Here is a 25,919-nt window from a genome sequence, read left to right as displayed (position 1 = left end):
GGTCCTGAGGCCGGGGATCATCTCTGACGAGCGGCGGAGCGCCAACCGGGAGAACCTGCTTTGAGTCGTGAATCTGACAGTTCGTCCTCCGGCCCGCGGGGCCGTGGCGGAGCCGCGTACCCGTCGGGGACGCCGCCGTACGGCTCGCCCAGGGGAGACGCCGACGAGGGGCTGGCGCCCGGTGCCGCGGCGCAGCCGGAGGAGCCCAAGACCGAGACCACGCTGACGACGCGGATCAAGATCAACATTCCGGGCTCCCGCCCGATCCCGCCGGTCGTCGTGCGCAAGCCCGTCGGTGAGGAGTCCGGTATGAACGCATCGGCCGCATCCGGCGGTTCCCGCGGCGCCCCGCGCCCGGCGCGCGGTGCCGAGCGCGGTGCCGAACGCACCGGCAGCACCCCCCGCCCGGAGGCCGCAGCGGACGACGCCACCACGGGCGGCCGCGGCGACAAGACCAGCGACTGGTTCGCGCCGCGCAAGCCGCAGGCCGGGCCGCCCCCGGCGGCCGGTTCGTCGTCGAGCACCGGATCGCACCCCGCGCCGCCCGCCCCGGGCGGCACGACCCCGCCGCGCGGCCCGTCGGGCACCGGCGCGCCCCAGCGCCCCGACCTGCCGTACTTCTCCGACGCCCCGGCGGGGCAGGGCGGCGGCTCGCCGTTCGACGAGGGCGGCAGGGCCGGTGGCGGCTCGCCGTTCGACGGCGGGCAGCCGGACGCCGGTTCGCCCTTCGACGGCGGCCCGCGGGACGCCGGCTCGCCGTTCGACGGCGAGGGGCACGGCAGCGCCTCGCCGTTCGACGCGCCCACCGGCGTGGCCCCGGACCATAGCCCCTTCGACGCCCCGGTGGGCGGCCCGGGCGGACCCGCCGGCCCCACCACGGGTCCGGCCAAGGGCGACTCGGCGCTCAACCTCCCGCCCGGCTTCGGCGGTCCGGCACCGAAGATCGACGACACCGCCGAACTCACCCCGCAGGCCCCCGGACCGCTGACCGGCCCGGGCAGCGGCCGCGGCGCCGGCGGCATCTCGGGAGGTCTGCCCGGCTCGCAGGCCGGCCCGGCCTCCGGCGGCCCGAAGGGCGGCACCCGGGGCCAGGCCCCCGGCCGTCGCGACCGGGTGTCCGGCGACACCCTGGTCAGCGGCATCCCGGCGGTCCCCGGGGCCGACGGCCCGTCGGCCCCCTCGCCGTTCGCCTCCGCACCGGGTGACGGCGACAGCGCGGCCCCCAAGCCGCGGCCCAAGATCCCCGAGCCGATCAACCCGCCCAAGAAGGGCCGCAACAAGCTGGTCCTGGCGGGCGTCGCGGTCGTCGTCCTGGCCGGCGTCGCCTACGGCGCGGGCCTGCTGCTCGACCACGCCGACGTGCCCAACGGCACCACCGCGCTCGGCGTGAACATCGGCGGCACCACCAAGGAAGAGGCCGTCAAGAAGCTGGAGTCGGCGCTCAAGGACCGCCGCACCGCGCCGCTCAAGCTCACCGTCGACGGCAAGGCCGAGACCCTGCTGCCGGCCAAGGCGGGCCTGGACATCGACCCGCAGGCGACGGTCCGCGACGCGGCCGGCCGGGACTACAACCCGGTCTCCGTCATCGGCTCGCTGTTCGGCGTCGACCGGACGGCCAAGCCCGCCATGGTCGTCGACGACGAGAAGCTGGCGGTCGCACTGGAGAACATCGCCGGGCCCGGCGGTGCCTCCGAGGACGGCGGGATCACCTTCGAGAACGGCAAGGCGGTGCCCCACTACGGCGTTCCGCACAAGGCGATCGACGTCAAGGCGTCCCGCCAGAAGGTGGCCGACGCCTACCGCGAGCGGGTCACCAACGGCACCGACGCCCCCGTGGTGCTCGCCGCGAGCACCCAGCAGCCGCGGGTGAGCAAGGCCGCGGTGGACCGGGCGATGAAGCAGTACGCCGAGCCCGCCATGTCCGGCCTGGTGACGGTCCGTTCGGGCGCCCACGCGGTCTCCTTCAGCCCGCAGAAGTCCATCCCGAAGTTCCTGTCGTTCAAAATCGGCAGCAACGGCGAGCTGGTGCCGTACTACGACCGGGCGGCCCTGAAGCAGCTCTACGGCGACACCTTCAACGGCGTCCTGCTCACCAAGGGCGACGGCTCGAAGAAGCCGGTCACCGTCGAGGAGGTGGCCAGCGCGGTCGCCAAGGCGCTGCTCGGCCGCACCCCCGCCGAGCGGGTCCAGACCGTCGGCGCGGACGGCTGACGGCGGACCGTACGCACCCGGCCGGGCGACCGTCCGGCCACCGGCCCCCTGGAGGCTCTCCCGGCGCACCGCCCCGGGAGAACCCCTAGGGGGCCTTCCCCATGACAGATGTCATGCCGGAGTGCGTACGTCCGACACTGCCGGGCACCGGGACGCGCCCGGGAAGCTGGCACCATGACGACGACAGCGACCAGCACAGTCACCGCCGCCCAGGAGGCGGACCGGGCACCGGTGGTCAGCTTCCGTCAGGTCAGCAAGAGCTACGGCGCGGTACGCGCGGTCGCCGACCTGAACCTGGAGCTGCATCCCGGCGAGACCGTCGCCCTCCTCGGCCCGAACGGCGCCGGCAAGTCCTCCACCCTCGACCTGCTGCTCGGCCTGCGCAGCGCCGACGCCGGCACGGTGACCCTCTTCGGCACCACCCCGCAGCGCGCCATCGAACAGGGCAGGGTCGGCGCGATGCTGCAGAGCGGCGGCCTGATGGAGGGCGTCAAGGTCCGGGAACTGGTGAAGCTGGCCCGCGACCTGCACCCGCGCGGCTGTCCGCTCGACGAGGTCCTGGCCACCGCAGGCATCACCGGGATCGCCGACCGCATGGTCGACAAGCTCTCCGGCGGCCAGGAACAGCGGGTCCGCTTCGCGCTCGCCACCGCCGGCGCCAACGACCTGATCGTGCTGGACGAGCCGACCACCGGCATGGACGTGACGGCCCGGCAGACCTTCTGGGACGCGATGCGCCAGCAGGCCCAGCAGGGCCGCACGGTGTTGTTCGCCACCCACTACCTCGAAGAGGCCGACGCGATCGCCGACCGGGTGATCGTGCTGCACCGCGGCCGGGTGCTGGCCGACGGCACCGCCGCCGAGATCAAGGCCCGGGCCGGCGCCCGCCGGGTCACCTTCGACCTCGACGGGCCGGTCGACCACGACGCGCTGCACGGCCTGCCGCACCTGACCTCGCTGACCGTGTCCCACAGCGGCTCCGCCGCGGGCTCCCGCCGCACCGTCCGGATCCAGTCCCAGGACGCCGACGCCACCGTGCACGCCGTCTACCGCCTCGGCCTCTACCCGCACAACCTGGAGGTCTCCGGCCTCGGCCTGGAGCAGGCCTTCATCGCCCTGACCACCGCGTCCGACCAGAGCCCCGCCACCGCCGAGGAGGCGGCCCGATGACCACCCTGATCAAGCTGGAGATCGTCCGCGCGCTGCGCAACAAGAAGTTCATGTTCTTCTCGGTGATCTACCCGCCGGCGCTGTACCTGATCATCGCCGGCGGCGCGGACAGCACGCCGATCCCCGGCATGAAACTGAACATGGGGCTGTACTTCATGGTGTCCATGGCAGCATTCGGGGCCATGACCGCCGTGCTGCTGGGCAACAGCGAGCGCATCGCCAAGGAGCGCGAGAAGGGCTGGGTGCGGCAGCTGCGGCTGACCGCCCTGCCGGGCCGCGGCTACGTCGCCGCCAAGATGGCCGCCGCCGCGACCGTCAGCCTGCCGTCGATCGTGCTGGTCATGCTCGCCGCCGCGGTCGTCAAGGGCGTCCGGCTGGAAGCCTGGCAGTGGCTGGCGATCGCCGCCGGCACCTGGCTCGGCAGCTTCGTCTTCGCCGCCCTGGGCGTCGCCATCGGCTACCTGGCCACCGGTGACGCGGTCCGCCCGATCGCCATGCTGATCTACTTCGGCCTGGCCTTCCTCGGCGGCCTGTGGATGCCGCTGACGATCCTGCCGCAGTGGGTGCAGGACATCGCCGAATGGCTGCCCACCCACGCGTACACGGCACTCGGCACCGCCGTCGAGGCCGGTGGCGCACCGCACGTGAAGGACATCGCCCTCCTCGCCGGCTACCTGGTGCTGTTCGCCGGTGGCGCGGCCTGGCTCTACCGGAAGGACACCCGCCGGGCATGAACGGAGCGGAGACCGACGACAACCCGGTGATGATCGGCGCCCCGCCGCGCACCCGCCGCCAGGCACTGGTGAAGTCCGCCTGGATCGTCATCTGGTTCGGGTACCTCGCGGGCCCGATCGGGAGCCTCGTCGAGGGCGGGATGTCCCCGGCCCACGAGGCGCTGGGCTGGGTCGGTTTCCTGACGTTCGTCGCCGTCTACTTCGCCCTGGTCTTCCGGCACATGGCCCACCGGCCGCTGCCCTCGGTCGCGCTCCGGGCGTGTGTGGTCTTCCTCGCGGCACTGGCCGTGCTGCTGTCCTGGACGCTCGGCCCGAACTGGCTGGTGCTCTTCACGTTCGTGTCCGTCGCGGTCGCGGTCACCCAGCCCTTCCGGACGTCCCGGTGGGCCATCCCGGCGCTGACCGCCACCCTCGTCCTGATCGGCACGCGCTACCCGGACGTCCGGTCCTACCTCTTCGCGTACGCCCTGCCCTGCCTGCTCAGCGGGTTCGCGATGGTCGGCGTGCAGCACCTGATCCGTACGACCCAGGAGCTGCGCGCCGCCCGCCAGGAGGTCGCCCGGCTCGCCGCCAACGAAGAGCGGCTGCGGCTCGCCCGCGATCTGCACGACCTCCTCGGCCACTCGCTCTCCCTGATCACGCTCAAGAGCGAGCTGGCCGGCCGGATGCTGCCGGACCGCCCGGACGACGCCGCCCGCCAGGTGGCCGACATCGAACGGGTCAGCCGGCAGGCGCTGGTCGACGTGCGGGAGGCGGTCACCGGCTACCGCCGCCCCCGGATCGCCGTCGAGCTGGCCGGGGTGCGGGCCGCGCTGCGCACCGCCGGCATCACCGCCGCCGTCGACCCGGCGCTGGACGACGAGCACCGGGGCCTCGCGGCCGACGAGGAGAGCGCGCTGGCCTGGGCGCTGCGCGAGGCGGTCACCAACGTCGTCCGGCACAGCGGCGCCGGCCGCTGCGAGGTGCTGCTGACCGAGGAGTGGGAGGCCGACGAGCGGCGCTACCTGTGCCTGGCGGTCATCGACGACGGCATCGGGCCGCCGCGCGGCGGCGGACACGACGGCAACGGCCTGACCGGCCTGCGCGAGCGCCTGGCCCTGGCCGACGGCCGGCTGGAGACCGGCCCGGCCCCGCGCGGCCACGGCTTCGCCCTGCGCGCCTACGTGCCGCTGGCCGCCCCGGCCCCCTCGCCGCCCGCCGCCGAGCCCTTCCCGGAGCCGCTGCCGGACCAGGCGTAGCCACCGGCCGTACGCCCGCCCGGCGGGCCGCGCGCACGCTCTAAGCTGACCGGCATGATCAGGGTGTTGCTGGCCGAGGACCAGTCGATGGTCCGGGAGGCGCTGGCCGCGCTGCTGTCGCTGGAGGCGGACCTGGAGGTCGTCGCACAGGCGGCGCGCGGCGACGAGGTGGTGGCCACCGCGCGGGCGCACGAGGTGGACGTCGCCCTCCTGGACATCGAGATGCCGGGCCTCACCGGCCTGGACGCGGCGGCCGCGCTGCGCCGCGAGCTGCCCGGCGTGAAGATCGTCATCCTCACCACCTTCGGCCGCCCCGGCTATCTGCGCCGCGCCATGGAGGCCGGCGCGGACGCCTTCCTGGTCAAGGACGCCCCGGCGGCCCGGCTCGCGGACGCGGTGCGCCGGGTGCTGCGCGGCGAGCGGGTCATCGACCCGGCGCTGGCGGCGGCCGCGCTGGCCGACGGCGCCAGCCCGCTCACCGAGCGCGAACGGGAGGTGCTGCGGACCGCCGCGGACGGCTCCACCAACGCCGAGATCGCCGCCGCCCTCCACCTCTCCCAGGGCACGGTCCGCAACTACCTGTCCACCGCCATCCAGAAGACCGGCGCCCGCAACCGCGCCGAAGCGGTCCGCACGGCCCGCGACAAGGGCTGGCTCTGAGCACCCGGGGCACCGGCCCCGCGCGCCCGGGCCGCCGGCCCCGGGACCTTCTCCCCGGTGCGCCGTCGGGTGCCGTCCCGCAGGCTTGAAGTGTTATGCCCCTCAACCGCGCCCCGGAGGGCGGCCGCGGCACCACCGTGGTGCTGATCCTCGTGATCGTCGGCGTCACGGTCCTGGACGCGGTCGACATCGGCCCCGAACTGCACCAGTCCGCCTTCCTGGGCATCGCCCCGCTGTACGCCGCGCTGCGCTGCTCCCTCCGGCGGACCGTCCTGGTCGCGGCCGTCTACCTGCTGTGCCTGGTGTACGTGGACCTCTTCACCGTCGCCGACTGGGCCCCGGTCAGCCGGATCACCGCCGTCTTCGGGGCCTGCCTGGCGGCGGCCTTCTCCGTGATGCTGTGCCGCGTCCGGCTCCAGCGGGAGGCGCTGCACGCCCGGACCAGCCTGGTGGCCGACACCGTCCAGCGGGCCATGCTGCGCGAGCTGCCGCTGCGCGCCGGCCCGGTCGAGGCGTACGGCTTCTACGTCTCCGCCCAGGAAGGCGCCCGGGTCGGCGGCGACATCTACGAGGCCGTCGACACCCCCCACGGGCTGCGGCTGATGATCGGCGACGTCCAGGGCAAGGGCATGCCGGCGATCGGCGCCGGGCTGGAGGTGCTGGCGGCGTTCCGGGAGGCCGCGCACTACCATGACGCCCTGGAGACGGTGGCCGACCGGATGGAGCAGGCGCTGGCCCGCTACAACACGCGCTCGGCCGAGCAGGGCACCGACGAGCGGTTCGTCACCGCGCTGCTGATGGAGGTGCGGGACGGCGGGGCCGGGCCGCCGCGCGGCCGGGTACTGTCCTGCGGCCACATCCCGTACTACCTGATCCGCGACGGCGCGGTGTACGAGCGCCGGGACGGCGAGGGCGGACTGCCGCTGGGCCTGGGCACGCTCGGCGGCGAACCGCGGCGCGGGGTGCCGGTCCGCCCGGAGCCCGGCGACCGGATCGTGCTGTGCACGGACGGCGTGACCGAGGCGCGCGGCCCGGACGGCACCTTCTACCCCCTGGGCGAGCGGCTGGCCGGCTGGACCCGGCTGGAGCCGCCCGAACTGGCCCGCACGCTGCGCGCCGACCTGGAGGGCTACACCGGCGGCGACCTCAAGGACGACGCCACGGTCCTGGTCGTCGGCCGCCGGGCGGAGACGCCTCAGTTGAGCATCGCGCGGGCCGCCGCGGCCTGACGGCGGATCGCCTCCGCACCGGCCGGGTCGACCGCCGCCACCACCTCGGCGTACTCCGTCAGCTCCGCCGCCCCTTCGAGGAACTGCCCCCGCCGGACCAGGAGCTGGGCCCGTTCGAGGCGCAGCCGCGCGGGACGGCTGGGCAGCAGCAGCGACAGGTCCAGCGCCCACAGCTGCACCGCGCTGTGCTCGGGCCGGGCCTCGGCCCAGGCCCGGATGTTGTTGAGCACCCGCAGCACGATCTCCAGCGGATCGGCCGGGGTCGTCATCGGCCGGGTCAGCTGCCCGCCGGTCGCCCCGGCGACCAGCAGTGCCGCGTCCTCGTCGGTGAGCAGCCGCCCGCCGGCGAACGGATCGGCGAGCACATGCGCCCCGGCCGGATCCCCGAAGCCGACGACGAAATGCCCCGGCAGCGCCACCCCGTACACCGGCGCGCCGGCCCGCCGGGCGACCTCCATCCACACCACCGACAGCAGGATCGGCAGACCGCGGCGGCGCCGCAGCACCTCGTGCAGCAGCGAGGATTCCAGCCGCCGGTAGTCGGCGGGCGAGCCGCCGAAGCCGCAGCGGGTGCCGAGCAGCTCGGCCAGATTGCGGGCCCAGGCCCCCGGGCCGCCCGCCGGCTGGTACGGCAGCAGCCCGGCCAGCCGGTCCAGCTCGATCTGCGCGGCGTCCAGGCCCGCCTCGTCCAGCCCGGGATCGGCCTCGGCCGCCACCAGCAGGCAGAGCAGGGACAGATCGGGCCGCTCCTCGCGGGCGGCCGCGGCGAACCGGCGCCGCCGCGCGGCCCGCGCGTCCGGCTCCGGCCCGGGTTCCTCCGGCGTACCGGGTGCCATGTCCGACCGGTCCCGTTCAGCGCCCGCCGGGCAGGGCCCGGCGGTAGTGGTAGCCGTGGTGGTCGGTGAAGCCGAGCCGCTCGTAGAGCGCCAGCGCGCCCGCGTTGTCGGCCTCGACCTGGAGGTACGCCGCGGAGGCGCCCTCGTCCAGCGCCCGTTCGGCGAGCGCGGCCATGACCAGTGAGGCCAGCCCCTGCCGCCGCTCGGCCGGAGCCACCTCGATCGCCGCGAAGCCGGCCCACCGGCCGTCGACGACCAGCCGCCCGATGGCCGCCGTGCCGCCGTCCTCGCCCCGTACCGTCGCGAACCACACCGACGGGCCGCCGGTCAGCACCTTCCACGCGGTCGGGGTGGGGCCGCCGGCGTCGCCGGTCCGGTTGTAGAGGGCCAGCCAGGCGTCGCCCGGCTCCCGGGACAGCGTGACGCGGGCCGGGTCCGCGTCGGTGTCGGCCAGCGGGGCCAGCGCGGAGATCAGGACCCGGGTGTGCGCCTCGGCGGCCCAGCCGCGCCGCTCCAGCTCCGCGGCCAGCGCGTCGTCGGCGTCCGGGCGGCCGGTGGCGACCGTGATCACCGGCGGCAGCCCGCGCGCCGCGTACCACTGCGCGATCCGCTCCAGCGCGGCGTCCAGCGGCATCCCGGGATCGCCGAGCGGCAGTACGGAATTGCCCCGCCTGGTGAAGCCCACCCGTCGCCCGGCCACCACCCCTCCGGGACCGGCTTCGCCGGGCACCTCCTGCACGCTGGCCCGCAGCGTCCACTCCCCGAGACGCTCGGTCTCGGTGGCCGGCCAGCCGCGCGCCGCGACCTGCTGGAGCTCGCGCGCGGTCGCGGAGGGGACCTTTCTGCGGGGCCGGGCCGCGGGAATGACCTTCGCGGCGACCAGCGAGGACTCCGCGATCCGTACGCACTCGCCCGAGCGGCGTGTGATGCTCAGCACACCCTCGTCCCACGATGTGAGCACCCCGACCGCGTCCGTGAACGCCGCTCCCCCCTCCCGGTCCCCGGTGAGGCGCCGGACGGATACCCTTTTGCCCACGTCAGCACGGGTGATGCGGACCTCCGCGCGACCGCCGGCCAGGAATTCCATCGCTCAAACCGCCCCTCTTGTTCGTCTCGTGCCCGGGAACGGAGATACTAGGTGGCGGGCATCGACGACGCCGCGCTCCCGCGCGCCCTGCGGCGGTACCGCCAATCGGTCCGCCGGCCCTAACGAGGAGGAACGACAGCGTGACCTACGTCATCGCGCAGCCTTGTGTCGACGTCAAGGACAAGGCGTGCATCGAGGAGTGCCCGGTCGACTGCATCTACGAGGGCTCCCGGTCCTTGTACATCCACCCGGACGAATGCGTCGACTGTGGCGCCTGTGAGCCGGTCTGCCCGGTTGAGGCCATCTTCTACGAGGACGACACCCCGGAGGAGTGGAAGGACTACTACAAGGCGAACGTCGAGTTCTTCGACGAGCTGGGCTCGCCCGGTGGCGCCAGCAAGCTCGGCCTGATCGAGCGCGACCACCCCTTCATCGCAGCGCTGCCGCCGCAGAACCAGTAACCACCCGGGCGGAGGGAGCCGGCCGGCTTCCCCTCCCCGGCGTCATCAGCGGCCGCACGGCGCCGCCACGGTCCCGTACGGCCCGATCACCTTGATCGCCGCCGTACGGGACCGTGGCGTTTGCCGCCCCGAGGAAAGTGAGCCACCCCGTGTCCGCAGTCTCCCAACGCCTTCCCGTCTTCCCCTGGGACAAGCTGGAGCCGTACAAGAAGACGGCCGCCGCGCACCCGGACGGGATCGTCGACCTCTCCGTCGGCACCCCGGTCGACCCGGTCCCCGGGCTGGTCCAGAAGGCGCTGATCGACGCGGCGGACTCCCCGGGCTATCCGACGGTCTGGGGCACCCCCGCACTGCGCGACGCGATCACCGGCTGGCTGGAGCGCCGTCTGGGCGCCCGCGGGGTCACCCACCACCACGTCCTGCCGATCGTCGGCTCCAAGGAGCTCGTCGCCTGGCTGCCGACCCAGCTGGGCCTCGGCCCCGGTGACAAGGTCGCCCACCCGCGCCTGGCCTACCCGACGTACGAGGTGGGCGCCCGTCTGGCCCGCGCCGACCACGAGGTCTACGACGACCCGCGCGACCTGGACCCGACGCACCTGAAGCTGCTCTGGCTGAACTCGCCGTCCAACCCGACCGGCAAGGTCCTGTCCAAGGACGAGCTGACCGGCATCGTCGCCTGGGCCCGCGAGCACGGCGTGCTCCTCGTCTCCGACGAGTGCTACCTCGAACTGGGCTGGGAGGCCGACCCGGTCTCGGTCCTGCACCCGGACGTCAACGGCGACTCGTACGACGGCCTGGTCGCGGTCCACTCGCTCTCCAAGCGCTCCAACCTGGCGGGCTACCGCGCGGCCTTCCTGGCCGGCGACCCGGCCGTCCTCGGCCCGCTGCTGGAGATCCGCAAGCACGGCGGCATGATGACCTCGGCGCCCACCCAGGCCGCGGTGGTGGCGGCGCTCGGCGACGACACGCACGTCCAGGAACAGCGCGAGCGCTACGCGGCCCGCCGTACGGCGCTGCGCGAGGCGCTCCTCGCCCACGGCTTCCGCATCGAGCACAGCGAGGCGTCGCTCTACCTGTGGGCGACCCGCGACGAGCCCTGCTGGGACACCGTCGGCGCCCTCGCCGAGCGCGGCATCCTGGTCGCCCCCGGCGAGTTCTACGGCGCCGCGGGCGAGCGGTTCGTCCGGATCGCGTTCACGGCCACCGACGAGCGGGTGGCCGCCGCGGTGAGCCGCCTGGCGGGGTGACCGCCGCCGACGCCACGCAGACAGGGGCCCGGGGAGACACTCTCCCCGGGCCCCTGCGCGTCGTGCGCGCGTCGTTACGCCTTGCCGCCGAGCGGCAGCCCGCCGAGCAGGCCGCCCGGAGCCTGCCCGCGGAGCCCCTGCTGGCCGAGCAGTCCGGTGGCCTTCCCGGCCAGCGCCTCGGGCGAGCCGAGCACCCCGGCGGCCTTCCCGGCCAGCGCCTCCGGCGCGCCGAGCAGACCGCCGGCCGCCTTGCGCGGCAGCGAGTCGGTCGAGACCCCGTCCTTCGCGACCGGGCGCACCACCTTCTCGGCCTTGTCCGCCGCGCCCTTGGTGAGCGGCATGGCCTTCTTGACGACCGGGCCCGCGGTCTCGACCAGCGCCGGGGCGAGCTTGGTCGCCGCCTTGTTGCCGGCCTCGTTCAGCACGCCGACGCCGTGGTGCGCGGTGCGGTCGAGGGTGTCGCCGGTCCGGTGGGAGTCCAGGGGCGCCGTGAGTCCGCCGACCAGGTCGGGTGCCTTGACAGGCAGGTTCGCTGCGCTCGCGGTACCGGCCGCAGCGACCACGGGAGCGGCGCCTGCTGCGACGAGCAGGGCGGCTCGGGCGATCCGACGCGTAACGGGGAGGGACATGGTGCTCCTTTTACGGAGAAGGACTCGGACTTCTGACAGATGTGCTGTGCCATGTCCGCCGGGCGGACGCATTGACTACCGCGTCAGGTCCCCGAAGGTTGCGGTGAACTCCGGTAAAGAGTTGGTAACGCATCGCATAATCGGGCGTGCCGAAAGAAGGGCGATATGGACACGCATCCGCGGGTGCGGAAACGTCACAGCCCTTGTCCGGCAAGGGAATTGACGGAAAAGACATTTCCCCGGAGGCCAACTGCCGCCCTTTCCAAGGGAATTGCCGCCACTGTCACTCCCGGGAACCCTTACGGGCGATGCCGCAAACTATTGCGCGGTGATGATACGAACGCCGCGCCCGTCCGCCGCGGAACCACCCGGCCGGTTCTGCCAGCCCTTCCCCGAATCGGCCGCCGTCCACGTCCGGCCGGCGTAAGAGATCTGTTCGATGCGCAGCTCCGCGGAGTGCGCCATCGCCCAGGTCGCCAGCTCCCAGCCGCGCCGGGCGCCCCCGGACCCCGGGGCTGCGCCCTGCCCCACCGGCACCGTCACCCCGCGGCCCCCGCCCGCGTCGCGGCCCCCGCCCGCGTCGCGGCCCCCGGCGGCGTCCGTCCGCGGCAGCACCCCGGCCCCGAACTCCCGCACCAGCTTCTCCCGCACCACCGCGGCGCCGCCCGCCCGGCTGTCCTCCGGCCGGCTCTCCGTACAGGTCATCGCGCCCGGGTCGCGCCCGGTCAGCGCGCCGGTCAGCCGCGCGGCGTTCGCCTCGTGCTTGGCGTACGCCTGCGGATAACCGCTGCGCTGCACCTTCTGCGCGGCGACGGTCAGCGGCAGCCGGGAGTAGCCGGGCACCTTCGCCAGATGCCGGTAGAACTCCCCGGCCGAATAGACCGGGTCCATGATCTGCCGCACCGTGCCCCAGTCCTGGGACGGCCGCTGCTGGAAGAGCCCGACCGAGTCCCGGTCGCCGAATTCGATGTTGCGCAGCCCGGACTCCTGCATCGCGGTCGCCAGCGCGATGGTCACCGCACGCTCCGGCAGTCCCCGCGAGGACGCCACCGCCGAGATCGTCGCGGCGTTCGCGGCCTGCTCCGGCGACAGCTCGTACGCCTCCTCGTCCCCCTCGGCGCGCACCGTGCAGTGCGGCGCCCCGGGACCACCGGTGATGTACTGCACCAGGAGGTAGCCGGCCAGCCCGAGCAGTACGGCGAAGGCGGCGGCGAAACGCCACAGACGCGTGCGGCGGACGGCGAAGGCGGGGCGGGCGGACACGAGCCCACCGTACTGGAGTGCTGCCGATAGGGTCGGAACCATGGAGCGCACCACACACCCACCGGTCCTCGACCTGTCGCTCGACGCCGCCGCGCTCACCGCGCAGCTGGTCGACATCCCCTCCGAGAGCGGCAACGAGAAGGACCTCGCCGACGCGGTCGAGAACGCCCTGCGCGCCCTGCCGCACCTGACCGTCGACCGGTACGGCAACAACGTCGTGGCCCGTACGCAGCTCGGCCGCGACGAGCGGGTGGTGCTCGCCGGACACCTCGACACCGTGCCGATCGCGGACAACGTGCCCTCCCGGCTCGACGAGGACGGTGTCCTGTGGGGCTGCGGCACCAGCGACATGAAGTCCGGCGTCGCCCTCCAGCTGCGGATCGCCGCCACGGTCCCCGCGCCCAACCGGGACCTCACCTTCGTCTTCTACGACAACGAAGAGGTCGCCGCGCACCTCAACGGCCTCGGCCACATCGCCGACGCCCACCCCGAGTGGCTCGCCGGTGACTTCGCCGTCCTCCTGGAGCCCTCCTACGGCCAGGTGGAGGGCGGCTGCCAGGGCACCCTCCGGGTCCTGCTGCGCACCACCGGGGAGCGCGCGCACTCCGCCCGCAGCTGGATGGGCGCCAACGCCGTCCACGCCGCCGCCCCGATCCTGGCCGAGCTCGCCGCCTACGAGCCGCGCCGGCCGGTGATCGACGGCCTCGAATACCGCGAGGGCCTCAACGCCGTCCGCATCGAGGGCGGCGTGGCCGGCAACGTCGTCCCCGACGCCTGCACGGTCACCGTCAACTTCCGCTACGCCCCCGACCGGACCCCGGAAGAGGCGATCGCCCACGTCCGCGAGGTCTTCGCGGACTGCCCGGTCGACGAGTTCGTGGTCGACGACCACTCCCCGGGCGCGCTGCCCGGGCTGTCGCACCCCGCGGCCAAGGCGTTCATGGCGGCCGTCGGCGGCACCGCGATGCCCAAGTTCGGCTGGACCGACGTCTCCCGTTTCAGCGCCCTGGGCGTCCCGGCCGTCAACTACGGCCCGGGGGACGCGCTGCTCGCGCACAAGAAGGACGAACGGGTCGAGACCGAGCGCATCGCGCACTGCGAGGAGCGGCTGCGCGCCTGGCTCACCGCCTGAAATGCCGCGGACGTCCACGGGACCGGTCGCCGACCTCGGGCGGACCAGCCGAATTCCCCTGCGCTTCAGGCCGTCGGATCTACGCTGAAACGGCAAACGATCGTCAGCGGAGGGAGCATGTCATGGCCAGTCCCGAGGGAGCACCGGCCCCCGGTGAGCAGCGGCTGGGTCGCGTTCTGCGCCGCCACGACCAGGTGCAGGCGAGCACCACCGACCAGCGGCTGCTGGACTCCGCAGGCCCCTCCGAGTGGGTGCACACCGACCCCTGGCGTGTGATGCGCATCCAGTCGGAGTTCGTCGAGGGCTTCGGCGCGCTGGCCGAGCTGGGCCCGGCCGTCAGCGTCTTCGGCTCGGCCCGTACGCCGCGCGACTCCAAGGAGTACGAGATCGGCGTGCGGATCGGACGGGCCCTGGTGGAGGCGGGCTTCGCGGTGATCACCGGCGGCGGTCCGGGCGCCATGGAGGCCGCCAACAAGGGCGCCCACGAGGCCGGTGGCACCTCCGTCGGACTGGGCATCGAGCTGCCCTTCGAGCAGGGCATGAACCCGTACGTGAACCTCGGTGTCGACTTCCGGTACTTCTTCGTCCGCAAGACGTGTTTTGTGAAGTACGCCCGGGGATTCGTGGTGCTGCCCGGTGGGCTGGGCACCCTCGACGAGCTCTTCGAGGCGCTCACCCTCGTCCAGACCCGCAAGGTCACCCGCTTCCCGATTGTGCTGTTCGGTACCGACTACTGGTCCGGGCTGGTCGACTGGCTGCGCGACACCCTCATCGCCCAGGGCAAGGCGTCGATGCACGACCTGGAGCTGTTCCACCTCAGCGACGACGTGGACGAGGCGATCACGTTGGTGACCAAGGAGGTCGGCATCCAGCCCTGAGCCGGCCCTGAGCCGGCCCGGTCGGGCGGGCGCCCCTCAGGCCAGGCCCCGGCGGGCGACCGCCGGGGGCCGGTGGCCGGCGATCGAGGAGACCATGTCGAGGATCTGGCGGGTTTCGGCGACCTCGTGGACGCGGTAGACCTGGGCGCCCAGCCAGGCCGAGACGGCCGTGGTCGCGAGGGTGCCCAGCAGCCGTTCCTTGACCGGCCGGTCGAGCGTCTCGCCGACGAAGTCCTTGTTGGACAGCGACACCAGCACGGGCCACCCGGTCGCGGTCATCTCGTCCAGGCGGCGGGTCGCCTCCAGGCTGTGCCGGGTGTTCTTGCCGAAGTCGTGCCCCGGGTCGATCAGGATCGCGTCCCGCCGCACGCCCAACTCCACGGCCCGCTCCGCCAGTCCGAGGGTCACCCGCAGGATGTCGGCCATCACGTCGTCATAGGCGACCCGGTGCGGGCGGGTGCGCGGCTCGACCCCGCCGGCGTGGGTGCACACCAGGCCGACGCCGTACCGCGCGGCCACCTCGGCCAGCAGCGGATCGACCCCGCCCCAGGCGTCGTTGAGCAGGTCCGCGCCGGCCTCGCAGACCGCCTCGCCGACCTCGTGCCGCCAGGTGTCGACGCTGATCACCACATCGGGGAACCGCTTGCGCACCTCGGCCACGAAACCGACCGTGCGGCGGGCCTCCTCCTCGGCGCTGACCTCCTCGCCGGGCCCGGCCTTGACGCCGCCGATGTCGATGATCGCGGCGCCCTCGGCCACCGCCTGCTCCACCCGGGCCAGTGCGGGCTCGTCATGGAAGGTGGCGCCCCGGTCGTAGAACGAGTCCGGAGTCCGGTTGACGATCGCCATGATCACCCGCTCGTCCGGTCCGAACTCGCGATTACCCAGCCGCAGCATTCCCTGACTTCCTCTCCGTGGTCCGGGAGCGACCCTAACTGTCACACCCGCATGGCACGATCGGAGCAGGCACAAGTCCGGGGAGTTGGTCGTGTTCTGGTTCTTGCTGATCGCGATGGTCGTGGTGGTCGCCGCGGTCACGCTCGTGGTCGTCGGCGGTGACGGCGGTGGCCTGCGGGACGCGGAGCCGGACCGGCTGTCCGACCCGCTGCCCGTGGACCGCCCGCTGGGCCGTGCCGACGTGGACGCCGTCCGGCTGCCGGTGACCGCGCGGGGCTACCGCATGGACGACGTCGACGGGGTCCTGGACCGGCTGGGTGCCGAGCTGGCCGAGCGGGACTCCCGGATCGCCGAGCTGGAGGCCGCGCTGGCCGGGGCGCACGCCGCGGCGATGGGCGGCCCGGGGCTCATACAGGACGGCCCGGCCGCGCCCGGACCGGTGCCGGAGACGCGGCCGGGGGCCGGCGACGGCCGCTCGGGGGACGCGTACGGGACCGGGGCGCCGCGCGGCCCGGAAGAGGGGGAGGGCCGATGAGCGGTGTGGTGACGGAGCCGGACGGGATCCCGCGCTGCCCGTGGGGCATGGAGTCGGCGCAGATGGCGGACTACCGCGCCTACCACGACACGGAATGGGGCCTGCCGGTCCACGGCGACGACGCGCTCTTCGAGCGGATGAGCCTGGAGGCGTTCCAGTCCGGTCTCTCGTGGATCACGATCCTGCGGCGCCGCCCCGGGTTCCGCGCCGCGTTCGCCGGATTCCGGATCGCCGAGGTGGCGGGGTTCACCGAGGCGGACGCCGAGCGGCTGCTCGCCGACCCCGGCATCATCCGCAACCGCGCCAAGATCGCCGCGACGATCAACAACGCCAAGGTCGCCGCCGCGCTGGCCCCCGGCGAGCTCGACGAGCTGATCTGGTCCTACGCCCCCGCCCGGGCCGGCCGCCCGGTGCCGCGCACGGTGGGCGAGGTGCAGTCGGTGACCCCGGAGTCCACGGCGCTCGCCAAGGACCTCAAGAAGCGCGGCTTCCGCTTCGTCGGCCCGACCACGGCGTACGCGATGATGCAGGCCTGCGGCCTGGTCAACGACCATCTGGCGGACTGCCATGTCCGGGCGGCGGTGGAGGCGGCGGCCGGCTGACCCGGTCCGGCCGGTGGGCGGCCCCGGCCCGCGGGGCGGCCCGTTCGGCCCGGCCGGCCGGCTGTGACGGTCAGCGGCCGAGGAAGACCGGCTTCTCCTTCTTCACGAACGCCTCGACCGCGATGTGGTGGTCCTCCGAGGCCCCGGCCCGGCCCTGCAGCTCGTCCTCCTTGCCGAGGGTCTCGGTGAGCGAGTGCCCCGCCCCGTAGGCCAGCGACTCCTTGATCGCGGCGTACGCGGCGGTCGGCCCCTGGGCCAGCCGGCGGGCGACCGCCGCGGCCTCCTCGGCCAGCTCGGCGGCGGGCACGACCTTGTTGGCGATGCCCAGCTCGTACGCCTCCTGGGCGCTGATCGACCGCGGGAAGAGCAGCAGGTCGGCGGCGCGGCTGTGGCCGATCAGCCGGGGCAGGGTCCAGGACACCCCGGAGTCGGCGGTCAGCGCGACGCCGGCGAAGGAGGTGTTGAAGGAGGCGGTGTCGGCGACGACGCGGTAGTCCGCGGCCAGCGCGAAGCCCGCCCCGGCGCCCGCGGCGACCCCGTTGACCCCGGCGACCACCGGCTTGGCCATTCCGGTCAGCGCGGTCACGATCGGGTTGTAGTGCTCACGCACGGTGTTCATGGTGCCGCCGGAGCCGGTGGCCCGGTCCTCGGCCAGCAGGCCGATGTGCTCCTTGAGGTCCTGGCCGACGCAGAACGCCCGCCCGGTGGCGGTCAGCAGCACCGCGCGGACGGCGGGATCGGCCGCGGCCTCCTGGAGCGTGTCCCGCAGGAGCACCTTCGCCTCGACGTTCAGCGCGTTCATCGCGTCGGGGCGGTTGAGCGTGATCGTCGCGAGTCCGTCGGTCACGTCGTAGAGCACGGTGTCGGCCATAGTTGGGAATCCCCTCCGTCGTGGCTCGGCACTGCCCGTGGCGGGCAGTCAGCGCTCAGGATGCCGGAGATCATCAGCGGTTCCCATGTGACGTACATCAAAGATTGCGGGCGCGTCGGGAGTCGGCGGGCGGAGAAGTATCGCAGCCCGCTCCCCGAATTGGGTGGGTTTGCGGGTGCGAGTTGCCGAAGGGATGCTGCCCGATGTTGGTCATCGGGTCGTTCGATGCGGGATAATGGCCTGGAAGCAATGTGTTCGATGCCGGTGACACGTGCCTATTCGGGCCGTCGGCTGAGATGAGCTGGTTTCAGGAAGGGGAACGAGCATGGCGGCCATGAAGCCGCGGACGGGTGACGGCCCGCTCGAGGTGACCAAGGAGGGGCGGGGCATCGTCATGCGCGTTCCGCTCGAAGGCGGCGGGCGGCTCGTCGTCGAGCTGACCCCCGACGAAGCCAAGGCCCTCGGAGAGGCGCTGGAGAAGGTCACCGTCTGACAAGGGTGTGACACCGGCGGATGCCCGGGCCCGAGTGAGCCCGGTACCCGGCCGAGACCCCGGCCCCGGCAGGCGGCGCGCAGTGACGGCGCGCCGCGTGCCGGGGCCGTTCGCATGTCCGAAGACCGCCGTGCCTGATGACCGCACGCCCGAAGGCCGCGTGCCCGAAGACGGCATGCCCGAGGACCGCGGCCCGAAGTGACGTGGTGCGGATAAGGGGGGCGCTCAGCCGCGCTTGACCGCGCAGAGCAGGCCGTCGCCGACCGGTAGCAGGGACGGCACCAGCGTCGTGCTCTCCCGCACCGTCCGCAGCAACTCGCGCAGCCGCAGCACCTCCGCGGGCTGCACCGCCGAGTCCACCGTCCGGCCGTCGGCGAAGACGCCCTCGAAGCACACCAGACCGCCGGGGCGCAGCAGTCGCAACGATTCAGCGAGGTATTCCAGGCACTCCATCAGGTCGCCGTCGCAGAAGACGAGGTCGTACCCGCCGTCCGCCAGCCGCGGCAGGACGTCCAGCGCGCGGCCCGGGATGAAGCGGGCGCGGTTGCCGGCGAATCCCGCGGCGCGGAACGCCTGCTTGGCGAAGGTCTGCCGCTCGGGCTCGCAGTCCACAGTGGTCAGCACGCCGTCCGGCCGCATGCCGTGCAGGAGGTAGATGCCCGACACGCCCGTGCCGGTGCCGATCTCGGCGACGGCCTTGGCGTCGACGGTGGCGGCGAGCAGCCGCAGGGCCGCGCCGGTGCCGGTGGTCACCGTGCGGATGCCGGCCTCGCGTGCGCGGTCCCGGGACCAGCGCAGGGCGGCCTCGGTGGTGCCGTCGATGGTCCCGGCGCCGTACGCCTCGGCGAATGCCAAGCTCGTCTGCCGGTTGCCGGTAATGGCCCTCTCCTGTCCCCGTAGTTGACGCAACCGTGACTGTATCCGCTGCGTGCGGGAACCCGCAGATGGGACCGGGCGTTAAAGAGGGGGAGGAGGAAGAGGGGGGACGCAGTGGTGAAGACCGCGCGAGACGCGAATCAAGGCCAGAAGCAGGACCAAATGCAGGTCAAATCTGCTTATCCGGAGCTAACGGGCGAGGTGGATATGGTAGGGGCCCTACTGGACACCACCAGAGCCACCAGGGGAGGTGCGGCCACGACGGGTGACCGAGGGGTGCTGAGGCGCTTCAAGAGGTCGTCCGCCGAGCCGAAATCCGTGACAAACACTGCTGACCGTTTCCGCACTGACTCCGCACGTACCGCGACCTTCGCCGCAGACGCGGATGCGGAGGCGTGGACTCCGCCCACCTGGGAGGAGATCGTCAGCACCCACAGCGCACGGGTCTACCGCCTCGCCTACCGCCTCTCCGGCAATCAGCACGACGCCGAGGACCTCACCCAGGAGGTGTTCGTCCGCGTCTTCCGCTCGCTGTCGACGTACACCCCGGGCACCTTCGAGGGCTGGCTGCACCGCATCACGACCAACCTCTTCCTGGACATGGTCCGGCGCCGGCAGCGTATCCGCTTCGACGCGCTCGGTGACGACGCGGCCGAGAAGCTCCCCAGCAAGGAGCCCGCGCCGCAGGAGCACTTCGACGACACCCACTTCGACGCCGATGTCCAGCAGGCGCTGGACACCCTCGCGCCCGAGTTCCGCGCCGCTGTAGTGCTGTGCGACATCGAGGGGCTGTCCTACGAGGAGATCGCCGCGACCCTCGGGGTCAAGCTCGGCACGGTCCGCAGCCGGATCCACCGCGGCCGCTCGCACCTGCGCAAGGCCCTCAAGCACCGCGCGCCCGCGTCTCGCGGGGCGGAGCGCGAGCAGCGGCGGGCGCTGGCCGTGGTTCCCACGGGGGAGGTCGGGATCGCGTGAGCCTCCGTGGCGGTCCGTCCCCCGCCGAGCAGCATCTCGGCGACCGCCTCGCGGCCCTGGTCGACGGCGAGTTGGGGCATGACGCGCGCGAGCGGGTGCTCGCGCATCTCGCGACCTGCGCGAAGTGCAAGGCGGAGGCCGACGCCCAGCGTCGGCTGAAAAGCGTGTTCGCCGAGGCGGCGCCGCCCGGTCCCTCCGAGGGACTGCTGGCCCGGCTCGTGCAGCTGCCCGGCGGCGACCCCGGCGGTCCCGGCAGCCGGCTGGGCAACGGCGCCCTCGGGCGCACCGAATTCGCCCGCGGTGGGGGCGCGTTCCGTTATGTCCCCGCCGACGACCACTCCCGCCGTGCCATGGCCGCGGTCCCCCCGCAGTCCCGGACGCGCGGCTTCCGTATCCAGGAGGACGGGCGGCCCGCGCAGCGCCGCCGGTTCGCCTTCGCGGCGGCCGGTGCGGTGTCGCTCGCGGCGTTCGCGCTCGGCGGTGCCCTCCCGCTGGAGGCGGCCGTCGACCCGGCCGGCGGACGGACCGACGGCGGCGGTACGGCCGTCACCCCGCTCACCGGCAGCCCCGCGGCGGACGGCGCCGCCCTGATGCGCGGCGCGGAGTTCGTCCCCACCGCCGGGTCCCGGCCGGCCACCTGGCCGCCGTCCGGTGCGCCGACCCTGGCCCCGGCGCCCAGCGCGATGAGCCTGGACGGTGCCGGCGCCGCGCCCGCCTCCCCGTCGATGTCGTGGACGCCGGACCAGCCCGCCGGCCACTTCGGCCTGTCGCCGCTGATCGCCGCGACCGGCCCGGCCCCGGCGTACCGTCTCTCGCCGCTGACCGTCGCGACGGGCAGCGGCCCGGTGCGCAAGAACCCACCGCCGCTTCCCCCGCTGGAGCCGATGCGGCCGTTGCACGGCTCCGCCGCGAACGGCCCCGCCGCCGACCGCCGCTGACCGCCCGCTGCACGGCCCCGGGCGGAACTGGTTGAATCCCCCTGGGGCGGCGCACCCCTGACCGGGCGCGTGCCGCGAGGTGGTGGTGGCCCGCGGGGTCGCGGGCGAAGTAGGGGAGAGCATGGACGACGGTAAGGCCGCCGGGCCGAAGCTGAAGTGGTGGAGCCGCCCGGGAAACCCCCCGAGCCCGGAGCGATCCGCCGAGGCCGGCCTGCCGGCGGGTCCGCCCGCCGGCCACCCGGCGGGTCCGTCGGGGACGGGGGAGCCGTCCGGGCTGCCCGGAATGTCCGGCGATTCCGGTGACACTGCGGTGCAGGAGCCGGAGGACTGGATCGTGCGGCCCCCGGAGCGCCCCGCGGGCGCGGAGGCGCCGGGTGCGGGCGCGGGAGAAACCCTTGCGGGCCCGTCGGCCGAACACCCCGACGGCGCCCACGAGTTGACCTCGGCCGCTTCGGCCGCTTCCGCCACCTCGACTGTTTCGGCGGCGACCGGGCAGGCCCCGGACCGTACCGGCGCCGAAGCCACCGCGCCCACCGAGCCCACTGCGGCCGCCGGGGCCGCCGCACCCGCACCGCCCGGTGGAGCGCCGTCCGGTGCCGCCACCGTGACACTCGGTCAGGTTCCCCCGCACGGGGCGCCCGAGAGTGCCCAGGCACCGACGGGCGCGGCGTCCCACACGTCCGCGCCCGCCCCCGCCGAGACGCCCGGCACACCGCCGCAGCGTCGGCCGCTGCATGCCGAGGACCCGTACGGCACCCCGCCCTACGGCGGACCCGGGCCCTGGGCGCCCGCGCCGCCCGTGCAGCGGCCGGTGACGACTCCCGCACATGGCACCGTCCTTCCGCCGTCCGCCGGGCCGATGCCCCCGTACGGCGCCCCGGCCGCCCCGGGTGCGGGCTACCCCGGTCCGCCGCAGTCCCCGCCGCCCGCCGCACTCGGCGACCAGCCGCACCCCGCCGCCCCCGACGGCACCGGGCCCGCACAGCCAGCCCCTTCCGCCGGTCCGTCCGCCGGTCCGGTCGTCCCTGCGGGCGCCGAGTCCGGCGTGCCCGGGCAGCCGGACGCCGCCGCCCTGCCGCCGGCCCCGGCCCCCGCGCACGACCGCCCCGGCGCCCCGCACGGGGCCTGGCAGCAGTACGACCCGTGGCGCGCACCCCTGCAGGGCGGCCCCCTGCCGCCGCCCGCTGCCCGGCGGACCCCACGCGGTGTGCTGGTGGCGGGCGCGGTGGCGCTGGCGCTGCTCGCGGGCGGCGTCGGCGGTGGGATCGGCGCGTACGTCGAGCGCTACGGCGGGATCAACGACATCAAGCTGCCGCAGTCCGCCGGGGATTCCGGCGGCCGCAAGCCGGACAGCGTGGCCGGTATCGCCCGGGCCGCGCTGCCCGGCGTCGTCACGATCCACGTCCGCGGCAACGCCGAGCAGGGCACCGGCACCGGCTTCGTCCTCGACCGCGAGGGCCACATCCTCACCAACAACCACGTCGTCGAACCGGCCGGGACCGGCGGCGAGATATCGGTCACGTTCAGCGGCGGGCAGACCGCCAAGGCCAAGATCGTCGGCCAGGACGGCGGCTACGACCTCGCGGTGGTGCAGGTCGAGGGCGTCACCGGACTGCGGCCGCTGCCGCTCGGCAACTCGGACTCGGTGCAGGTCGGCGACCCGGTCGTGGCCATCGGCGCACCGTTCGACCTGGCCAACACGGTCACCGCCGGGATCATCAGCGCCAAGCAGCGCCCGATCACCGCGGGCGGCCAGAAGGGCGACGGCAGCGACATCTCGTACGTCGACGCGCTGCAGACCGACGCCCCCATCAACCCCGGCAACTCCGGAGGTCCGCTGGTGGACGCCCGGGCCCGGGTGATCGGCATCAACAGCGCCATCCGCGCGGCCGACAGCGGCAGCGGATCGGACGGCGGCAGCCAGGGCGGCAGCATAGGGCTGGGCTTCGCCATACCGATCAACCAGGCCAAACGGGTGGCCGAGGAGCTGATCAACACCGGCCGGGCGACCCATCCGGTCATCGGCGTCACCCTGGAGATGGAGTACGCCGGCGACGGGGCGCGGGTCAGTGCGCACAGCAAGGGCGGCAAACCGCCGGTCGTCCCGGGCGGGCCCGGCGCCAAGGCGGGCATCCGGCCCGGTGACGTGATCACCGCGGTGGACGGCGCCCCGGTGCACAGCGGTGAGGAGCTGATCGTCAAGATCCGCAGCCACCGGCCCGGCGACACCCTGGCGCTCACCGTCCAAAGGGACGGCAAGGAGCGGTCCGTTCGGCTCAGGCTGGGTTCCTCCACCGCGGGTTGATCGTTTGCACGGTGTTGGCACGGTCGACTCCCGTCCGACGTGCGGGGCCAGGTACGGTGAGAGGCGGCCTGGCCCATAGGCCGACGAAGGCCGCGGATGACCCAAGGAGCTGCAAGGTGTTCTTCGACATAGGACCCCTAGAGCTGGTAGCGATCGTCGTCCTGGCGGTGCTCGTCTTCGGGCCGGACAAGCTCCCCAAGGTCATCCAGGACGTGATGGGGGTCATCCGCAAGATCCGGGAGTTCTCCGACAGCGCCAAGCAGGACATCCGCAACGAGCTCGGCCCGGACTTCAAGGACTTCGAGTTCGACGACCTCAAGCCCAAGAACTTCGTCCGCAAGCACGTCCTGGAGAAGGACGAGTACGGCCTCAAGGACCTCCAGGAGATCCGGAACGGCTTCGACTTCCGCACGGAGATGGCCGAGGTCACCGACGCCGTGCACAGCCGCGAGAGCGGCTCCGCGGCCGCGCACCCGAACGGCTCAGGGATCTCCCTCTCCAAGGAGTCGCCGGCCTCCTCAGGCGGCCCGGACCTGCTCAAGAAGCCCGTGAACGGGCAGCCGGACGAGCGTCCGCCGTTCGACGCCGACGCCACCTGACACACTGCGGTATGACCGGGCAGTATTGACCCCTATGGCTATGCTCCGGTTGTCCGGGGTTTGGTCGCCTGAGGGGGGCGGGCCGCCCACGACGCAGGGCAACAAGGAGGCTCCGCTCAGATGGAGACGACGAGTCGGACAGCGGCACAAGAGGCGCCCGCCACGGTCGACCGGAAGGCCGACGGCTATCTGCTGGCCGCGTTCCCGTGGTACGGCCTCGACGAGGCGTTCACCGGTCCGCGCTGGCTGATGCAGGTCGGCGCGGCCGCGGACGGCACCGTCGAACACGGCGCGACCGGGCACGGTGAGCAGCCCACGATCAAGGTGGAGTCCCCGCAGGACGAGCGGTTCGCGGTGGTCGTGACGGTCGCCAGCCGCCCCGTCCGGCGCAGCGCCGACGGCACCGGCGTACTGGAGGCCACTTCCGTCTCCACCGCCGCCTGGCTCGCCGGTTCCGGCCTGCTCAACCACACCTGGCCGACCCAGATGGACCGCACGCTGCGCCAGGCCTGGCTGGACCAGCAGACGATGCTGGCCTGGGAACTGGCCGACGACCTCGGGGGCGGGGCCTGGAGCGAGCTGATGCTGCCGGTCGACGGCGTCCCGACCTCGTTCGCCTACCGCGAGTCCGAGTACGGCTGGGTCCTGGCCGGCTCGGCGGGCGACGGCCCGGAGGCAGTGCACCTGGGCGCCTACGGGCGCGGAATGAGCGCCTACGGCCTGGGATTCTCGGTCGTCGAGGACATCAGCTCGTACGCCGGCTGAGCGCGCCGCCGAACGAGGAAGGGGGCGGGCCCACGGGCCCGCCCCCTTCCTTGTACCACGTGGCGCCCTTCTCAGGACCCCTTGAAACTCAGAACTTGTTGCGCGGGGTGATCCCCAGCGACATGCCGGACAGGCCGCGCTGGCGGCCGCCGAGCTTGCCGGCGATCGCGCGGATGGCCGCGCCGGCGGGGGAGTCCGGGTCGGTCAGCACGACCGGCTTGCCCTCGTCGCCGCCCTCGCGGAGGCGGACGTCGATCGGGATGGAGCCGAGCACCGGCACCTGGGTACCGGTGGTCTTCGTCAGGCCCTCGGCGACCCGCTCGCCGCCGCCGGTGCCGAAGACGTCGACCATCTCGTCGCAGTGCGGGCAGGGCAGCCCGGACATGTTCTCCACCACGCCGACGATCTTCTGGTGGGTCTGCACGGCGATGGAGCCCGCGCGCTCGGCGACCTCGGCCGCCGCCTGCTGCGGGGTGGTGACGACCAGGATCTCGGCGTTCGGGACGAGCTGGGCGACGGAGATCGCGATGTCACCGGTGCCCGGCGGGAGGTCCAGGAGCAGGACGTCCAGGTCGCCCCAGTACACGTCCGCCAGGAACTGCTGGAGGGCGCGGTGCAGCATCGGGCCGCGCCAGACGACCGGGGCGTTGCCGGGCGTGAACATGCCGATCGAGATGACCTTCACGCCGTTGGCCGACGGAGGCATGATCATGTTCTCGACCTGGGTGGGCCGGCCGTCGGCGCCCAGCATGCGGGGCACGGAGTGGCCGTAGATGTCGGCGTCCACGACGCCGACCTTCAGGCCGTCGGCCGCCATCGCCGCGGCGAGGTTCACCGTCACCGACGACTTACCGACGCCGCCCTTGCCGGAGGCGACCGCGTAGACGCGGGTGAGGCTGCCGGGCTTGGCGAACGGGACCTCGCGCTCGGCGGTGCCGCCGCGCAGCGACGCCGCCAGCTCCTTGCGCTGCTCGTCACTCATCACTTCGAGGTCCACCCGGACGCCGGTGACGCCCTCGACCCCGGCGACCGCGTCGCTCACGTTGCGAGTGATCGTCTCGCGCATCGGGCAGCCGGAGACGGTGAGGTAGACCACGACCGCCACCGCGCCGTCCGCCGCGATGTCCACCGATTTGACCATCCCCAGTTCGGTGATGGGGCGGTGGATCTCGGGGTCGTTCACCGTCGCGAGCGCGGCGCGGATCGCGTCCTCGCTCGGGGTGCTGGGGGCAGTTTCGTGAGCCATAGCCCGATGGTACGGCGCATGAGGCGGCCTCCGGAAAGGTCG

General features: G+C 73.7%; 26 protein-coding genes. 18 read left to right on the top strand and 8 right to left on the bottom strand.

Annotation, left to right across the window (positions count from 1 at the left end):
- The first annotated feature begins 60 nt into the window (after positions 1-60).
- From ACZ7MX_RS05810 to ACZ7MX_RS05785, 6 genes are all read left to right on the top strand, one after another.
- Positions 61-2,211: a hypothetical protein gene (locus tag ACZ7MX_RS05810; protein ID WP_472129688.1), complete on the top strand. Its 2,151-nt coding sequence runs from the start codon at positions 61-63 to the stop codon at positions 2,209-2,211.
- A gap of 174 nt (positions 2,212-2,385) precedes the next feature.
- A complete protein-coding gene (locus ACZ7MX_RS05805; protein WP_472129686.1) occupies positions 2,386-3,381 on the top strand; it encodes an ABC transporter ATP-binding protein in 996 nt (331 codons plus the stop codon).
- Entirely contained in the window at positions 3,378-4,115 is a 738-nt protein-coding gene (locus ACZ7MX_RS05800; RefSeq protein WP_393570592.1) for an ABC transporter permease, read from the top strand. The genes ACZ7MX_RS05805 and ACZ7MX_RS05800 overlap by 4 nt, the downstream gene beginning before the upstream one ends.
- The gene (locus ACZ7MX_RS05795) at positions 4,112-5,353 is read left to right on the top strand and encodes a sensor histidine kinase (protein ID WP_472129684.1); all 1,242 of its coding nucleotides are present in this window, start codon (positions 4,112-4,114) and stop codon (positions 5,351-5,353) included. Before ACZ7MX_RS05800 ends, ACZ7MX_RS05795 begins: the two co-directional genes overlap by 4 nt.
- A 54-nt stretch (positions 5,354-5,407) precedes the next feature.
- Positions 5,408-6,013, top strand: a complete 606-nt coding sequence (locus ACZ7MX_RS05790; protein ID WP_472129682.1) for a response regulator — start codon at positions 5,408-5,410, stop codon at positions 6,011-6,013.
- A 95-nt stretch (positions 6,014-6,108) separates the two neighbouring features.
- On the top strand, positions 6,109-7,242 hold the full coding sequence (locus ACZ7MX_RS05785) for a PP2C family protein-serine/threonine phosphatase (RefSeq protein ID WP_472129680.1): 1,134 nt from the start codon (positions 6,109-6,111) through the stop codon (positions 7,240-7,242).
- Here ACZ7MX_RS05785 and ACZ7MX_RS05780 read toward each other — a convergent pair.
- Together ACZ7MX_RS05780 and ACZ7MX_RS05775 are read right to left on the bottom strand one after the other, a co-directional pair.
- A complete protein-coding gene (locus ACZ7MX_RS05780; RefSeq protein WP_472129678.1) occupies positions 7,209-8,078 on the bottom strand; it encodes a transglutaminase family protein in 870 nt (289 codons plus the stop codon). The genes ACZ7MX_RS05785 and ACZ7MX_RS05780 overlap by 34 nt on opposite strands.
- A gap of 16 nt (positions 8,079-8,094) precedes the next feature.
- Complete coding sequence (locus ACZ7MX_RS05775; protein WP_472129676.1) at positions 8,095-9,165, bottom strand: GNAT family N-acetyltransferase; 1,071 nt, start codon at positions 9,163-9,165, stop codon at positions 8,095-8,097.
- A 140-nt stretch (positions 9,166-9,305) separates the two neighbouring features.
- On the opposite strand from ACZ7MX_RS05775, the gene fdxA reads away from it, so the two are divergent.
- Together fdxA and ACZ7MX_RS05765 are read left to right on the top strand one after the other, a co-directional pair.
- A complete protein-coding gene (fdxA, locus tag ACZ7MX_RS05770; protein ID WP_018089397.1) occupies positions 9,306-9,626 on the top strand; it encodes a ferredoxin in 321 nt (106 codons plus the stop codon).
- 149 nt (positions 9,627-9,775) lie between these two features.
- On the top strand, positions 9,776-10,873 hold the full coding sequence (locus tag ACZ7MX_RS05765; RefSeq protein ID WP_472129674.1) for a bifunctional succinyldiaminopimelate transaminase/glutamate-prephenate aminotransferase: 1,098 nt from the start codon (positions 9,776-9,778) through the stop codon (positions 10,871-10,873).
- A gap of 74 nt (positions 10,874-10,947) precedes the next feature.
- On the opposite strand, the gene ACZ7MX_RS05760 is transcribed toward ACZ7MX_RS05765, so the two are convergent.
- Complete coding sequence (locus tag ACZ7MX_RS05760) at positions 10,948-11,502, bottom strand: ATP-binding protein (RefSeq protein ID WP_472129673.1); 555 nt, start codon at positions 11,500-11,502, stop codon at positions 10,948-10,950.
- A 318-nt stretch (positions 11,503-11,820) separates the two neighbouring features.
- On the bottom strand, positions 11,821-12,765 hold the full coding sequence (locus ACZ7MX_RS05755; RefSeq protein ID WP_472129672.1) for a VldE C-terminal domain-containing protein: 945 nt from the start codon (positions 12,763-12,765) through the stop codon (positions 11,821-11,823).
- 40 nt (positions 12,766-12,805) lie between these two features.
- Between ACZ7MX_RS05755 and dapE the strand changes: the two genes are divergently transcribed.
- Positions 12,806-13,897 (top strand): succinyl-diaminopimelate desuccinylase, encoded by a 1,092-nt coding sequence (gene dapE / locus ACZ7MX_RS05750; RefSeq protein ID WP_472129671.1) that lies wholly within the window; start codon positions 12,806-12,808, stop codon positions 13,895-13,897.
- A gap of 122 nt (positions 13,898-14,019) precedes the next feature.
- A complete protein-coding gene (locus tag ACZ7MX_RS05745) occupies positions 14,020-14,775 on the top strand; it encodes an LOG family protein (protein WP_472129670.1) in 756 nt (251 codons plus the stop codon).
- 36 nt (positions 14,776-14,811) lie between these two features.
- On the opposite strand, the gene folP is transcribed toward ACZ7MX_RS05745, so the two are convergent.
- Entirely contained in the window at positions 14,812-15,672 is an 861-nt protein-coding gene (gene folP, locus ACZ7MX_RS05740; RefSeq protein WP_472129668.1) for a dihydropteroate synthase, read from the bottom strand.
- 91 nt (positions 15,673-15,763) lie between these two features.
- Between folP and ACZ7MX_RS05735 the strand changes: the two genes are divergently transcribed.
- Both ACZ7MX_RS05735 and ACZ7MX_RS05730 read left to right on the top strand, forming a co-directional pair.
- A complete protein-coding gene (locus ACZ7MX_RS05735; protein WP_472129667.1) occupies positions 15,764-16,207 on the top strand; it encodes a DivIVA domain-containing protein in 444 nt (147 codons plus the stop codon).
- Positions 16,204-16,809: a DNA-3-methyladenine glycosylase I gene (locus ACZ7MX_RS05730; RefSeq protein ID WP_472129665.1), complete on the top strand. Its 606-nt coding sequence runs from the start codon at positions 16,204-16,206 to the stop codon at positions 16,807-16,809. Before ACZ7MX_RS05735 ends, ACZ7MX_RS05730 begins: the two co-directional genes overlap by 4 nt.
- A gap of 70 nt (positions 16,810-16,879) precedes the next feature.
- On the opposite strand, the gene chcB is transcribed toward ACZ7MX_RS05730, so the two are convergent.
- On the bottom strand, positions 16,880-17,680 hold the full coding sequence (chcB, locus tag ACZ7MX_RS05725; RefSeq protein WP_472129663.1) for a 2-cyclohexenylcarbonyl CoA isomerase: 801 nt from the start codon (positions 17,678-17,680) through the stop codon (positions 16,880-16,882).
- 325 nt (positions 17,681-18,005) lie between these two features.
- Here chcB and ACZ7MX_RS05720 point away from each other — a divergent pair, with 325 nt between their 5' ends.
- Positions 18,006-18,173, top strand: a complete 168-nt coding sequence (locus ACZ7MX_RS05720) for a DUF3117 domain-containing protein (protein ID WP_003985072.1) — start codon at positions 18,006-18,008, stop codon at positions 18,171-18,173.
- Between the two features lie 225 nt (positions 18,174-18,398).
- On the opposite strand, the gene ACZ7MX_RS05715 is transcribed toward ACZ7MX_RS05720, so the two are convergent.
- Positions 18,399-19,082: an O-methyltransferase gene (locus ACZ7MX_RS05715; RefSeq protein WP_472129661.1), complete on the bottom strand. Its 684-nt coding sequence runs from the start codon at positions 19,080-19,082 to the stop codon at positions 18,399-18,401.
- A gap of 174 nt (positions 19,083-19,256) precedes the next feature.
- On the opposite strand from ACZ7MX_RS05715, the gene sigE reads away from it, so the two are divergent.
- The 5 genes from sigE (at position 19,257) to ACZ7MX_RS05690 (ending at position 24,631) form a co-directional block, all read left to right on the top strand.
- On the top strand, positions 19,257-20,024 hold the full coding sequence (sigE, locus tag ACZ7MX_RS05710) for an RNA polymerase sigma factor SigE (protein ID WP_472129659.1): 768 nt from the start codon (positions 19,257-19,259) through the stop codon (positions 20,022-20,024).
- Positions 20,021-20,962: a zf-HC2 domain-containing protein gene (locus ACZ7MX_RS05705; RefSeq protein WP_472129658.1), complete on the top strand. Its 942-nt coding sequence runs from the start codon at positions 20,021-20,023 to the stop codon at positions 20,960-20,962. Before sigE ends, ACZ7MX_RS05705 begins: the two co-directional genes overlap by 4 nt.
- Positions 20,963-21,083: 121 nt before the next feature.
- The gene (locus ACZ7MX_RS05700; protein ID WP_472129656.1) at positions 21,084-23,267 is read left to right on the top strand and encodes a S1C family serine protease; all 2,184 of its coding nucleotides are present in this window, start codon (positions 21,084-21,086) and stop codon (positions 23,265-23,267) included.
- A 116-nt stretch (positions 23,268-23,383) separates the two neighbouring features.
- Positions 23,384-23,866 (top strand): sec-independent translocase, encoded by a 483-nt coding sequence (locus ACZ7MX_RS05695; RefSeq protein ID WP_201801668.1) that lies wholly within the window; start codon positions 23,384-23,386, stop codon positions 23,864-23,866.
- Between the two features lie 120 nt (positions 23,867-23,986).
- Positions 23,987-24,631, top strand: a complete 645-nt coding sequence (locus ACZ7MX_RS05690) for a hypothetical protein (protein WP_472129654.1) — start codon at positions 23,987-23,989, stop codon at positions 24,629-24,631.
- Positions 24,632-24,719: 88 nt separating this feature from the next.
- On the opposite strand, the gene ACZ7MX_RS05685 is transcribed toward ACZ7MX_RS05690, so the two are convergent.
- Entirely contained in the window at positions 24,720-25,877 is a 1,158-nt protein-coding gene (locus tag ACZ7MX_RS05685; protein ID WP_472130567.1) for an Mrp/NBP35 family ATP-binding protein, read from the bottom strand.
- Positions 25,878-25,919: the final 42 nt, after the last annotated feature.

The organism is Streptomyces sp. NPDC107765 (assembly GCF_055657085.1).
The sequence above is the reverse complement of the archived record's forward strand: the minus strand, read 5'-3'. Positions and strand labels throughout refer to the sequence as shown.

Excerpts from the sequence above, each read along its gene's own strand:
- ACZ7MX_RS05805 (WP_472129686.1), top strand. The coding sequence starts at position 2,386 with ATGACGACGACAGCGACCAGCACAGTCACCGCCGCCCAGGAGGCGGAC.
- ACZ7MX_RS05800 (WP_393570592.1), top strand. The coding sequence starts at position 3,378 with ATGACCACCCTGATCAAGCTGGAGATCGTCCGCGCGCTGCGCAACAAG.
- ACZ7MX_RS05795 (WP_472129684.1), top strand. The coding sequence starts at position 4,112 with ATGAACGGAGCGGAGACCGACGACAACCCGGTGATGATCGGCGCCCCG.
- ACZ7MX_RS05790 (WP_472129682.1), top strand. The coding sequence starts at position 5,408 with ATGATCAGGGTGTTGCTGGCCGAGGACCAGTCGATGGTCCGGGAGGCG.
- ACZ7MX_RS05785 (WP_472129680.1), top strand. The coding sequence starts at position 6,109 with ATGCCCCTCAACCGCGCCCCGGAGGGCGGCCGCGGCACCACCGTGGTG.
- ACZ7MX_RS05780 (WP_472129678.1), bottom strand. The coding sequence starts at position 8,078 with ATGGCACCCGGTACGCCGGAGGAACCCGGGCCGGAGCCGGACGCGCGG.
- ACZ7MX_RS05775 (WP_472129676.1), bottom strand. The coding sequence starts at position 9,165 with ATGGAATTCCTGGCCGGCGGTCGCGCGGAGGTCCGCATCACCCGTGCT.
- ACZ7MX_RS05760 (WP_472129673.1), bottom strand. The coding sequence starts at position 11,502 with ATGTCCCTCCCCGTTACGCGTCGGATCGCCCGAGCCGCCCTGCTCGTC.
- dapE (WP_472129671.1), top strand. The coding sequence starts at position 12,806 with ATGGAGCGCACCACACACCCACCGGTCCTCGACCTGTCGCTCGACGCC.
- ACZ7MX_RS05745 (WP_472129670.1), top strand. The coding sequence starts at position 14,020 with ATGGCCAGTCCCGAGGGAGCACCGGCCCCCGGTGAGCAGCGGCTGGGT.
- folP (WP_472129668.1), bottom strand. The coding sequence starts at position 15,672 with ATGCTGCGGCTGGGTAATCGCGAGTTCGGACCGGACGAGCGGGTGATC.
- ACZ7MX_RS05730 (WP_472129665.1), top strand. The coding sequence starts at position 16,204 with ATGAGCGGTGTGGTGACGGAGCCGGACGGGATCCCGCGCTGCCCGTGG.
- chcB (WP_472129663.1), bottom strand. The coding sequence starts at position 17,680 with ATGGCCGACACCGTGCTCTACGACGTGACCGACGGACTCGCGACGATC.
- ACZ7MX_RS05720 (WP_003985072.1), top strand. The coding sequence starts at position 18,006 with ATGGCGGCCATGAAGCCGCGGACGGGTGACGGCCCGCTCGAGGTGACC.
- sigE (WP_472129659.1), top strand. The coding sequence starts at position 19,257 with ATGGTAGGGGCCCTACTGGACACCACCAGAGCCACCAGGGGAGGTGCG.
- ACZ7MX_RS05700 (WP_472129656.1), top strand. The coding sequence starts at position 21,084 with ATGGACGACGGTAAGGCCGCCGGGCCGAAGCTGAAGTGGTGGAGCCGC.
- ACZ7MX_RS05690 (WP_472129654.1), top strand. The coding sequence starts at position 23,987 with ATGGAGACGACGAGTCGGACAGCGGCACAAGAGGCGCCCGCCACGGTC.
- ACZ7MX_RS05685 (WP_472130567.1), bottom strand. The coding sequence starts at position 25,877 with ATGGCTCACGAAACTGCCCCCAGCACCCCGAGCGAGGACGCGATCCGC.